The sequence below is a fragment of the Paractinoplanes rishiriensis genome (genome assembly GCF_016862375.1).
Lineage (GTDB): Bacteria > Actinomycetota > Actinomycetes > Mycobacteriales > Micromonosporaceae > Actinoplanes > Actinoplanes rishiriensis.
The window spans coordinates 61,792-72,448 of the sequence record NZ_BOMV01000064.1; the positions used below are offsets into that span (position 1 = coordinate 61,792).

The 10,657-nt window shown below is 72.2% G+C and carries 10 protein-coding genes; 5 read left to right on the forward strand and 5 right to left on the reverse strand.

All coding sequences use genetic code 11. The annotated features are described in order from the left end of the window. Nucleotides 1–97 precede the first annotated feature (97 nt). Complete coding sequence (locus tag Ari01nite_RS30520) at nucleotides 98–1,294, forward strand: hypothetical protein (protein ID WP_203785667.1); 1,197 nt, start codon at nucleotides 98–100, stop codon at nucleotides 1,292–1,294. Here the strand turns inward: Ari01nite_RS30520 and erm are convergent. Beyond that, nucleotides 1,269–2,060: a 23S ribosomal RNA methyltransferase Erm gene (gene erm, locus Ari01nite_RS30525; protein ID WP_203785668.1), complete on the reverse strand. Its 792-nt coding sequence runs from the start codon at nucleotides 2,058–2,060 to the stop codon at nucleotides 1,269–1,271. The two genes, Ari01nite_RS30520 and erm, sit on opposite strands and share 26 nt — an antisense overlap. Nucleotides 2,061–2,390: 330 nt before the next feature. On the opposite strand from erm, the gene Ari01nite_RS30530 reads away from it, so the two are divergent. From Ari01nite_RS30530 to Ari01nite_RS30540, 3 genes are read left to right on the forward strand one after another with little or no spacing between them, the layout of a single operon-like run. Next, entirely contained in the window at nucleotides 2,391–3,344 is a 954-nt protein-coding gene (locus tag Ari01nite_RS30530; RefSeq protein ID WP_203785669.1) for a DUF5995 family protein, read from the forward strand. 45 nt (nucleotides 3,345–3,389) lie between these two features. Continuing rightward, nucleotides 3,390–4,076, forward strand: coding sequence for a response regulator transcription factor (locus Ari01nite_RS30535; RefSeq protein ID WP_203785670.1), 687 nt, complete (start codon nucleotides 3,390–3,392; stop codon nucleotides 4,074–4,076). Next, entirely contained in the window at nucleotides 4,073–5,464 is a 1,392-nt protein-coding gene (locus tag Ari01nite_RS30540; RefSeq protein ID WP_203785671.1) for a sensor histidine kinase, read from the forward strand. The genes Ari01nite_RS30535 and Ari01nite_RS30540 overlap by 4 nt, the downstream gene beginning before the upstream one ends. Here Ari01nite_RS30540 and Ari01nite_RS30545 read toward each other — a convergent pair. The 4 genes from Ari01nite_RS30545 to Ari01nite_RS30560 all read right to left on the reverse strand — a co-directional run bounded on the left by Ari01nite_RS30545 (nucleotide 5,461) and on the right by Ari01nite_RS30560 (nucleotide 9,434). Further along, nucleotides 5,461–6,408: a methionyl-tRNA formyltransferase gene (locus Ari01nite_RS30545; RefSeq protein ID WP_203785672.1), complete on the reverse strand. Its 948-nt coding sequence runs from the start codon at nucleotides 6,406–6,408 to the stop codon at nucleotides 5,461–5,463. The genes Ari01nite_RS30540 and Ari01nite_RS30545 overlap by 4 nt on opposite strands. An 88-nt stretch (nucleotides 6,409–6,496) precedes the next feature. Then, a complete protein-coding gene (locus tag Ari01nite_RS30550) occupies nucleotides 6,497–7,303 on the reverse strand; it encodes an ABC transporter ATP-binding protein (RefSeq protein ID WP_203785673.1) in 807 nt (268 codons plus the stop codon). 2 nt (nucleotides 7,304–7,305) lie between these two features. Next, nucleotides 7,306–8,367: a FecCD family ABC transporter permease gene (locus Ari01nite_RS30555; RefSeq protein ID WP_203785674.1), complete on the reverse strand. Its 1,062-nt coding sequence runs from the start codon at nucleotides 8,365–8,367 to the stop codon at nucleotides 7,306–7,308. Next, nucleotides 8,367–9,434 carry a FecCD family ABC transporter permease gene (locus tag Ari01nite_RS30560; protein ID WP_203785675.1) on the reverse strand — a complete coding sequence of 356 codons (1,068 nt, stop codon included), beginning with the start codon at nucleotides 9,432–9,434 and terminating at the stop codon, nucleotides 8,367–8,369. The genes Ari01nite_RS30555 and Ari01nite_RS30560 overlap by 1 nt, the downstream gene beginning before the upstream one ends. Nucleotides 9,435–9,567: 133 nt before the next feature. Between Ari01nite_RS30560 and Ari01nite_RS30565 the strand changes: the two genes are divergently transcribed. Beyond that, the gene (locus Ari01nite_RS30565) at nucleotides 9,568–10,614 is read left to right on the forward strand and encodes an iron-siderophore ABC transporter substrate-binding protein (protein WP_239163165.1); all 1,047 of its coding nucleotides are present in this window, start codon (nucleotides 9,568–9,570) and stop codon (nucleotides 10,612–10,614) included. The last annotated feature ends 43 nt before the right edge of the window (nucleotides 10,615–10,657 follow it).

Sequence of the window (10,657 nt, forward strand, 5' to 3'; positions counted from 1 at the left end):
TAAACTCTCGAAAAGGCATTGTTGCGTCGATAGTCCTGATTAGCAAGAGCGGAACTTAAGCTCGTCTTTGGCTTCTTCACGGCAAGGTTCGCGGGGAATGAACTCCCGACCGGCACGGCGCGTATTGACGATCGACGCCATCCGCCGCCGGACGCGTGGGCACCCGGCCGGACCCGAGGAGACGATCGTGGACGGCTTCGCCAAGGGCAACATCGACGCCCACGACCCGCCTGCCGACAACGCCGACGGCGGCACGTCCGCGCAAGGCGAACCCACCGGCGGTTTTCCACGCATCGCCGACTACTGGCCGGATGCTCCACACCGGATGGGACCGGCCGCCGACTTCTCCCCGGACGAGGCCGCCCGACCGGCCGACGGCGATCAGGCGTACCCCCGAAACCCCAGCTATCCACCCCCGGACCAGGAACCGACGCAGGTCTTCCGGCCGCCGCCACCGCCGCGCCGGCCGTGGTTGCGCGCGCTGCTCGGTGCCTTGGGCGCCCTCGTCTTCCTCGGCGGCAGCGTGTTCGCCCTGGCCCGGCTGGTGGCCGGCGACGACCAGCCGCAGGCCGGTGCCCCGCTGGCGCCGGCCGAGCAGGACGCCGTGCCGGACGCGACCGGCGTGCCCAGCCCGCCGGTGTCGGTCGAGCCCGCGCCCAGCAGCACCGCCCCGACTGAGAGCCCGAGCGCCTCGGTCACCGCCCTGCCCTTCGAGTCCGGCTCGTTCGAGCTGACCAGCAACGTGGTCGAGCTGAACCTCACGGTGGTCGACCTGGGCAACGAGGCGTTCCAGGTGAGCACCCCGGAGGACAGCGGGCTGCGGCCGCGCGCCGAGGTCGACGGCGACGACGTCACCCTGTCCGCGCCGTCCGACGGCAGCAAGGGCTCGGGCCGCCTCGACGTCCGGCTCAACGAGCGGATCTCCTGGTCGCTGAAGATGTCCGGCGGCATGAAGAACGCCACCTTCGCGCTGGACGACGCCGACCTGCGCCGCATCGAACTGGTCGGCGGCGCGTCCCGGATCGACATGACGCTGCCCAGCCACAAGGACGCGCTGCCGATCAAGATGTCCGGCGGGGTGAACACCTGGAACATCAAGACCGCCCGCGAGGTGCCGGTGAGCGTCGAGATGCGGCGCGGCGGCGGCGAAGTGGTGCTGAACGGCAAGCGGGTCCGCAACATCAACCGCGGCACCACGCTGCGCGCCCAGGTGGACAACTCCGACGCGGAAGGCCTCAAAATCGACGCGGTGGCCGGCGTGGGCACGCTCACCGTGTGGCCCGCCGAGACCTGACATCCAGCAGCTGGAACAGGGTGAGCCACTGTTCCGGCCAGACCTCGCCGACCGGCGTGTCCGGGCCGATCCGGGCGGCCCGGCAGGCACCCGCGGCCCGCCCGGTTCCGTACCGGCGGGCCAGGGTGGCCGGCAGCGAGCCGCCGGTGCCGGTGAACCCGTCCTCGACCAGCCGGCGCCAGGCCGGCAGGCGGTCCGGCGCCACCAGCGGCACGGCCCGGCGGTCCAGCTGGAGGATGCCGCCGTCGACCCGGGGCACCGGGCGGAAGGCCGCGCGCGGCACCCGGCCGGCCAGCCGCCAGGAGAACTCCGGCCAGGTCAGCACGGTCAGCCGGCTCCACCGGCCGTAGTCGCCGGAGCGCTTGCGGGCGTACTCCCACTGGGTCAGCAGGGTGGCGCGGCGCAGCGAGTCTGCGGTCAGGCACCAGCGCACCACGCCCGCGGTCAGCGCGTACGGAATATTGCCGGCCACCTCGAACTCGCTCCGCGGCGGCCGCGCCGCCAGAAAATCCGCGGTGCGCACGCTCAGCCGGGGATCTCGCGGCAGGCGGGCCGCCATCTCCGGATCGATCTCGTACGCGACCACGCGGCTACTGCGACGCAGGAGTTCCGTGGTGAGCCGGCCCCGGCCGGCACCGACCTCGTAGAGCAACGTGTCATGGCCGGGATCGGCCACCTCGGCGATGAGCCGGGCGGCGGCCGGGTCGGCGAGGAAGTTCTGCCCGAACGCGCGACGGGTGCGGGCATGGGAACGCAGTGGCGCCATGGCCAGGGTCCTGTCTGCTGTCAGCGGACAGGCGTCATCGCGGCCCGTCCGCTTTCCGAATTGGACTCAGCTGGGCCCTGGCGTTGCCGGGTGCGGTATTTACACGGTGCTGGCCAGGGCGGGACGCCCGGCGCGCAGACGGATGCTGTGCAGCGGTCCTCGCGCGGGCATCGGCGCCGCGGTGAGGAGAGCGTGCGTGGTGATCATCCGGCGACCCTATCCGCGGGGCGGGGCCACGGCATCCGAATTTTCGGGGCACAATGCTGGTCGTCCCGACATATTGGCGACAGGGTGCTGGCCGGGGCGTTATCGGATCACGAGGCTGTTGGCATGACGACAACGTTCGACCGCGCGCAGGTGCGCGGCAGCGCCGAGACGCTGCGGGAGCGGCGGCTCCAGCTCTCCGCGCTGACCATCCCGCCGGGCCGCGGCTGGCATCCGCTGCGCGAGCGGATGATCGATGTCCTGGGCCCGCCGACCGACACGATCGGCGACGTCATCGAAAAGCTGGTGCTCATCCAGGTGATCCTGGACGAGCTGCCGCCCGACCCGGAGGCCAACCGGGTGGCCGCGTTCAACTCGCTCTACCTGCGGATCACCCGCCAGGTCGAGGAGGCGCTGCGCGGCGGCGTCAACCACCCCGACTTCCTGGAACTGCTCGACGTCCAGTTCGCCAAGCGTTACTTCGACGCGCTCGAACTGTGGAACGACGACGACGAGAAGACCCCGGACGTCTGGGAGGTGCTGTTCAAGCGCGGCCTGGACACCAGCCTGAGCCGGCTCACCGCGGCCATGCTCGGGGTCAACGCGCACATCAACCACGACCTGTCGCTGGCCCTGATCGGCACCTGGGAGGAGTTGGGCGCCCCCGACGACGACCTGATCCACCCCGACTACCTGCTGATCAACCAGATCTTCTACGCCGAGATCCCGCCGCTGCGTCGCGGCTTCTCCACCCGCTGGCAGCGCGAACTCGACCGGCTGGCCGGCCCGCTCGACGACTGGAGCCAGCGCACGCTGGTCACCGTGACCCGGGCGCGCGCCTGGGACCAGGGTCGCCGGCTGTGGCTGCTGCGCCACGACCCGGAGGACTTCGAGGACGCCCGGCGCACCATGGACCGGTGCGCGTCGCTGCTGGCCGAGTGGGCCATCGTCGGCGACCGGCTGATCACCGGCACCGGGCAGGGCGTGCGCCTGCTGCGCCGGATGCTGCGCCGCCAGCACCACAACCACCAGCCGCCACCCGGCCGGCGCCAGGACGTCCGGTTCTTAGCCAACTCTTAGCCGCCGACCGCAGAGCCCGCTCGTCCCCGTGTGTCAGGGTGAGGCGTGCGGATCCTGGTGGTGGAGGACGACGCGGCGGTCCGCGACTCGCTGGCCCGTACCCTGCGCTTCGAGGGACACCGGGTGGACACCGCGGAGGACGGCCGGGCGGCGCTCGACGCGGTGCGCGCCGGCGAGCCGGACGCGATGATCCTGGACGTCAGCATGCCCCGGCTGGACGGCCTGCAGACCTGCCGCCAGTTGCGCGCCGACGGGGTGTTCCTGCCGGTGCTCATGCTCACCGCCCGGGACAGCGTCGGCGACCGGGTGGCCGGCCTGGACGCCGGCGCCGACGACTACCTGGTGAAACCGTTCGCGCTGCAGGAGCTGCTGGCCCGGCTGCGGGCGCTGCTGCGCCGGTCAGCGCTCAACTCCTTCGATCAGGCCAAGGGGCTCACGTTCGCCGACCTCCGGCTCGACCCGGACACCCGCGAGGTGTGGCGCGGTGACCGGCCGCTGCGGCTGACCCGCACCGAGTTCGCCATCCTGGAGGCGTTCCTGCGGCACCCGCGGCAGGTGCTGAGCCGGGCCGCGCTGTTCGACCAGGTCTGGGGCTACGACTTCGGCGAGTCCTCGAACAGCGTGCACGTCTACCTCGGCTACCTGCGCCGCAAACTGGAGGCGGACGGCGGTTCGCGGCTGCTGCACACGGTCCGCGGCGTCGGCTTCGTGCTGCGCGAGGAACCGCTGTGACCGGCTGGTGGCGCCGCCGGTCGCTGCACACCCGGCTGTCGCTGCTGGTCACCACCGCGGTCGGCGCCGCGGTCGTCGGTTTCGCGGTGGCCGCCTGGGTGGCCGTCGAGGAACTCCAGCAGCACCGCCTGTCGGCCGAACTGACCGCGGACGCGGCGGCGATCGCGGCCCAGCACACGACCCGGCCCCGCCCCGGACCGCCACCGCCGGGCCGGGGCGGTGGCCGGCCCCCGCACGTACTCGGCCCGCGCTGGCAGGTCCTGGACGCCCGGGGCACCGTGGTGAACGCGCCGGACGAGCCGCTGCCGATCACCTCGAAGGCGCACGGGGTGGCCACCGCCCGGCACCACGCCGTGCAGGAGCGGGTCCGGATCGGCCGGGACAACTACCAGATGCTGACCATGCCGATCGGCGACGGCGGCGCCGTGCAGGTGGCCGTCGACCTGGACGACAGCAGCCGCACCCTGACCCTGCTGGCCCTGCTGCTGGCCGGCGGCTGCGTGATCGGCATCGCCGGCGCCGCGTTCGCCGGCCGCGCGGTGGCCCGGGCCGGTCTGCAGCCGGTGGAACGCCTCACCGAGGCGGTAGAGGTGGTGGCCGCCACCACCGACCTGACCAAACCGATCGAGGTGCGCGGCGACGACGAGATCGCCCGGCTGGGCCGCTCGGTCAACACCATGCTGGCCGCCATCGACACCGCTCGGCGCAGCCAGCGCGCCCTGGTCGAGGACGCCGGCCACGAGCTGCGGACCCCGCTGACCAGCATCCGCACCAACGTCGAGCTGCTGCTGACCGTCGAGCGCCAGCCCGGACTGGCCCACCGCCTGCCCGCGGAGGAACGCGAGAAGCTGCTCAGCGACCTGGACGCCCAGGTGCGCGAGCTGGCGACGCTGACCACGGAACTGGTGGAACTGGCCCGCGAGGACACCACCCGCGAGGCGGCCGAGGAACTGGAACTGGCCGGCGTCATCACCCAGGCGGTCAACCGGGTGCGCACCCGGGCCCCCGGCCTGACGTTCGTGACGGAACTGCAGCCGGTGGCGGTCCTGGGCCGCCCCGGTGAGCTGGAGCGGATGGCCGTGAACGTGCTGGACAACGCGGCCAAGTGGAGCCCGCCGGGCGGGTCGGTGCGAGTGACGCTGACCGGCGACGGCCCGCAGTGGTGCCGATTCACGGTGACCGACACCGGCCCCGGCATAGCCGAGGACGATCTGCCGTACGTCTTCGACCGTTTCTACCGGGCGGCGGCCGCCCGCGCGATGCCCGGCTCGGGCCTGGGCCTGGCAATCGTGGCGCAGACCGCGAGCCAGCACGGCGGCTTGGTCAAGGCCGGCCCGAACGAGCCGCACGGCACGGTCCTGACCGTCCGCCTGCCGCGTACGGCCTAGGCGGTGCCGGTGAGGTATCCGCCCATCGACGTGAAGTAGTCCTGAGCCGCCAGCTCGGTGCCGTCCTCGGTGCGGACCCGGGTGATCAGCAGGCCGTGCTCACGCCCGCGTCGCGCGTCGGCGCCGGCGACGATCGCCACGCCGTCGCCCTCGCGGTAGAAGATGCGCCCGGGGGTGCCGCCGTAGCGGTTCTGCGACACCTCGGCCGACAGGATCTCCAGCCGGCGGCCGCGGTGGAAGGTGTAGGCGCTGGGGTACGGGTACGACTGGGCCCGGACCAGGCGGTCGAGCTCCTCAGGGGACCAGGTCCAATCGATCCGGCAGTCCTCGTCAGCCCGCTTGTGAAAGAAGCTGGCCCGGGACCGGTCCTGCTTCGTCCAGTCGGTGCGGCCCGAGCCGAGCAGTTCCAGTCCGTCCACCGTGATCGGGCCGAACAGCTCGAGCGTGCGGTGGAACAGGTCGGTCGTGGTGTCGCGCGGGCCGACCGGCACCGCCCGCTGCAGCACGATGTCGCCCGCGTCGAGGGTCTCGTCCATGAGGTGCGCGGTGACGCCGACCTCCTTCTCGCCGTTGATCAGCGCCCAGATCAGCGGCGAGAAGCCCGCATAGGCGGGCAGCAGCGAGTCGTGCACGTTGAGCGTGCCGAGCCGGGGCAGGTTGAAGATCCGCGGCGGGATCCAGGTGCGCCAGTTGGTGGCGACGATGACGTCGGACTCGGCCGCGCGCAGCTGTTCGAAGAGTTCGTCGTCGTCCGGCCGGGTGCGGAGCAGGACCGGCACGCCGTGCTTCTCGGCCAGGTCGGCCACCGAGTCGTCCCAGATCTTCTCGTAGGCATGGTCGCTCTTGGGATGGGTGACCACGAGCGCCACCTCATGCTCGGATTCGAGCAGCGCCTGCAGGGTGCGGTGTCCCCAGGTCTGATATCCGAACATTGTTACCCGCATGGGTGATGTCCTCTCCTGCAGCCGTCCCGATGGACTTCGGCGCGATCGTACTATCCTTAGCCTTACCTAACCTACGGGTCTGCCGGCGTCAGGTCGCCAGGTGGTGGCGCCCGGTCGGAATGATCAGGGGGGTGCCGCTGACCGGGTCGGCGGTGATCTGGCAGCCGATGTCGAACACGTCGGCCACCACCTCCGGGGTGATGACCGTGGCCGGGTCGCCCTGCGCGACGATCCGGCCGGCCTTCATCGCCACCAGGTGATCGGCGTAGCGGCCGGCCTGGTTGAGGTCGTGCAGCACCATCACGATGGTCCGGCCGTCGCGGCGGTTGAGATCGACCAGCAGGTCCAGCACGTCGATCTGGTGCGACAGGTCGAGGAACGTCGTCGGCTCGTCGAGCAGCAGGACCGGCGTCGCCTGCGCCACCGCCATCGCGATCCAGGCGCGTTGCCGCTGCCCGCCGGAGAGCTCGTCGACCGGGCGATTCGCCAGGCCGGTCATGCCGGTCGCGGCCAGCGCAGCGGTCACCGCGGCCTCGTCCGCCGACGACCACTGCTGCCACCAGCTCTGGTGCGGTGCGCGGCCGCGGCTGACCAGATCCACCACCGTGAGACCGGCCGGCGTAACCGGGGACTGGGGGAGGATGCCCACCTGGCGGGCCACCTGGCGGGTCGGCAGGGTGTGTATCGCCGCGCCGTCCAGCCGCACGCAACCGGCCTCCGGCGCCATCAGCCGGGCCAGCGCCCGCAGCAATGTCGACTTGCCGCAGGCGTTCGCGCCGACGATGGCGGTGATCCGGCCGGTCGGCAGATCGAGGTCGAGTCCGTCCACCACACGGCGGCCGGGATAGGCCAGCCGCAGCTGCTCGGCCCGCAGGTCGGGTTGGTGCCGGGTCATTGTCAGCCTCCACTACCGGCTCGGTTGGCGCGCGCGAGCAGCCACAGCAGGAATGCCGCGCCGAGCGCACCGGTGACGACACCGACGGGCATCTCGGCGTCCGGGACGAGATAGCGGGCGAGCAGGTCGCTCGCGAGCACCATGACGGCTCCGGTCAGCGCGGAGGCGAGCGGCGGCGGCGTGGCCCGGCCGGCCAGCCGCTGTGCCACCTGCGGCGCGGCGAGGGCGACGAACAGCACCGGCCCGGCTGCCGCGGTGGCGAAGGCCACCAGCCCGACGCCGGCGAGGAGCAGGCCGATCCGGGCGCGCTGGACCGGCGTGCCCAGCCCGCGGGCCACGTCGTCGCCCAGCGCCAGGGTCTGGCTCCACCTGGTGAGCAGCAGCGTCACCGGAAGCAGCACGCCGACCGCCACGGCCAGCGGCAGCACCGTCTCCCAGCCGCGACCGTTGATGCTGCCGACCAGCCAGCCGAACGCCTCCTGAGCCTGGTGCAGCTTGGCCCGGGTCAGCAGGTAGTCGGTGGCACTGGTGCACATCCAGGCGACGCCGATGCCGACGAGCACGATGCGGTACCCGCTGGCCCCGCGTCGCCAGGCCAGCACGTAGATCAGGACGGCCGTGGCGAACGCGCCGAGCACCCCCGCGGTCGAGCCGCTCAGCCCGGAGCGTCCGCCGAGGACGATCACGCCGACCACGGCGGTGGTCGCTCCCGCGTTGATTCCGATCATGTCCGGGCTGGCCAGCGGGTTCCGGGTGATCGTCTGGAAGACGGCGCCGGAGACCGCGAACGCCGCACCGACCAGCATGCCGGTCAGCGCACGCGGCAGCCGGAGTTCGCGGACGATGAAGGACGACCCGGCGCTGTCGCCGCCGGCCAGGGCGCGCAGGACGTCCGGCAGGCCGATCGGATAGTCGCCCACGGCGAGGCCGACGCAGAGCAGGGCGAACGTCGCCGCGGCCAGCGCGACACAGACGACCACGGTCCGCGGTGGCACCACCCCGGAGACCGGCGGCGTGGACAGCCGGAACGCGCCCGGCCGGGTCAGGGTGCCACGAGTCGCCATCAGAGCTCGACCGTCCGGTGGCGCCGGACCAGAGCGATGAAGAACGGGCCGCCGAGGAACGCGACGACGATGCCCGCCTGTACCTCCTCTGGCCGGGTGACCACTCGGCCGACGATGTCCGCGAACAGCAGCAGGCAGGGCGCGAGCAGGGCGGTGGCGGGCAGCAGCCAGCGATGGTCCGGTCCGGTGATCAGCCGGGCGACGTGCGGCACCACGAGTCCGATGAAGACGATCGGGCCAGCCATGGCGACGGCCGTGCCGGCCAGCAGGGTGATCGCCGCAACGGCCCGGATCCGGATCGCGCCGACCCGGCGGCCCAGCGCGACCGCGGTGTCGTCGCCGAGCGCGAGGCTGTTGAGCGCCGGCCCGGCCGTCACGGCCAGCAGGACGCCGGCCGCCAGCAACGGCGCCATCCGCGACAGCATGGCGGGGTCGGCGCCGGTGAGCGAGCCGGCCGACCAGAATCGGAAGCGGTTGAGCGCCTCGGGATGCCGGAGCGCGATCGCGCTGGCGCACGAGCCCAGCAGGAAGGTGAGCGCGATGCCGGCCAGGGCGATCTTCACCGGGGTGGCGCCGCCGTGGCCCATGCTGCCGAGCACCTGGACGGCCACCGCGCCGGCGAGCGCCCCGGCGAGCGCGAACCACACGTACTCGGAGGCGGCGCTCATGCCGAAGGCGGCCACCGCGACCACGACGGCGAAGGACGCACCGGCGCTGACGCCGAGCAGGCCCGGGTCGGCCAGCGGGTTGCGGGTGAGGCCCTGCATCAGGGCGCCCGCCAGTCCGAGTGCGATCCCGACCAGGACGGCACACCCGGTCCGGGGCATCCGTACGCCCCAGACGATCGCGTCGACCTGCGGATTCACCCCCCGCGCGGCGGCCCGGTCGATGACCGCGCGGACCACCTCGTCGAGCGGAACCGCCTTGCTGCCGGCGGCGAGTGAGGCGACACACAATCCCGCGAGAACGGCGGCGGCGACAAGCAGCAGCGCCGGCCGCGCGGTCGCCGCAACGGCGATGCGTCGCGGCGCTGCGGCGGTCGCGGTGCCGGTCGTGCGTGTCGTCATCCTGCCTCCACCGTGAACATCGGGGACATGCTAGGGGCCGCCCATCGATCGTCGTGCGGGTAGGCCGCTTGTGACTTAGGGTAGGCTCACCTTACGATGGCCGCGACCGTGTCGCCCCGTCGGAGGGAATCCGTTGCTCACGTTCCCGAGCTCCACCGTGCACTCGCCCGTCGTCCACCGTCCCCGGTCGGTGGCGGCGCGGATGACCGCGGTGCTCGCCGCGGCCGTTCTGGCAGTCACCGGCTGCGCGAGCACGGAGACCGCCACGCCAGATCCGCAGTCGAGCGCGTCCACCGGGACCGGCTTCCCGGTGAGCGTCAGCCACAAGTACGGCGCGACCGAGATCAAAGCCGCGCCCGCTCGGGTGGTCACCCTCGGGCTGAGCGACCAGGACCCGGTGCTGGCACTGGGTGTGGTCCCGGTCGGCGCGATCGACTGGTTCCTCGAGCGGCCCTACGGCAAGTGGCCGTGGGCGCAGCCGCTCTGGGCCGGCAAGACACCGGAGATCGTCGGTGAGCGCGACGAGTTCAACCTCGAGAAGGTCGCCGCCCTCAAGCCGGACCTGATCATCGGGCTGTACTCGGGCATGAGCAAGGACCAGTACGACAAGCTCTCCAAGATCGCCCCGACCGTGGCCCAGCCGGTCGGGTTCGACGACTACGCGGCGCCCTGGCAGGACATGACCCGCCTGGCCGGCAAGGCCCTGGGCCGCGAGGCCAAGGCCGAGGAACTGATCGCCGCCATCGACGCCCAGCTGGCCAAGCTCGCGGCCGGGCACCCGGAGTTCGCCGGCAAGTCGGTGGCGGTGGTGGAGCCGTACGAGCCCGGCAAGTACGCGGTCTTCGCGCCCGACGACCCCAAGGTCGTGCTGCTGACCAAGCTCGGCTTCACGGTGCCGAAGCCCATCGTGGACGCGGTCGGCAACGAGTACGCGGCCGAGATCGGCTCCGAGCAGCTGTCCCTCGTCGACGTCGACAAGCTGGTCTTCCTCACCGCCGATGCCAAGACCGAATCCACCGTCAAGGCCGACAAGGTCTACGGCACCCTCGCCGTGGCCAAGGAGAACCGGGCGGTGTTCCTGCCCTACGAGGAGCCGCCGCTCGGCGCGGCGCTGTCGTTCAGCACGGTGCTGAGCATCCCGTACGCCCTCGACCAGCTGGTTCCGCTGCTGTCCGAGTAGGGCGTCCGCAGACCCTCAGACTTCCACACCTACGTCACCCTCG

Bases quoted from the DNA above. Each gene is read 5' to 3' on its own strand.
- Ari01nite_RS30520 (WP_203785667.1), top strand. From the start codon at position 98: ATGAACTCCCGACCGGCACGGCGCGTATTGACGATCGACGCCATCCGC.
- erm (WP_203785668.1), bottom strand. From the start codon at position 2,060: ATGGCGCCACTGCGTTCCCATGCCCGCACCCGTCGCGCGTTCGGGCAG.
- Ari01nite_RS30530 (WP_203785669.1), top strand. From the start codon at position 2,391: ATGACGACAACGTTCGACCGCGCGCAGGTGCGCGGCAGCGCCGAGACG.
- Ari01nite_RS30545 (WP_203785672.1), bottom strand. From the start codon at position 6,408: ATGCGGGTAACAATGTTCGGATATCAGACCTGGGGACACCGCACCCTG.
- Ari01nite_RS30550 (WP_203785673.1), bottom strand. From the start codon at position 7,303: ATGACCCGGCACCAACCCGACCTGCGGGCCGAGCAGCTGCGGCTGGCC.
- Ari01nite_RS30555 (WP_203785674.1), bottom strand. From the start codon at position 8,367: ATGGCGACTCGTGGCACCCTGACCCGGCCGGGCGCGTTCCGGCTGTCC.
- Ari01nite_RS30560 (WP_203785675.1), bottom strand. From the start codon at position 9,434: ATGACGACACGCACGACCGGCACCGCGACCGCCGCAGCGCCGCGACGC.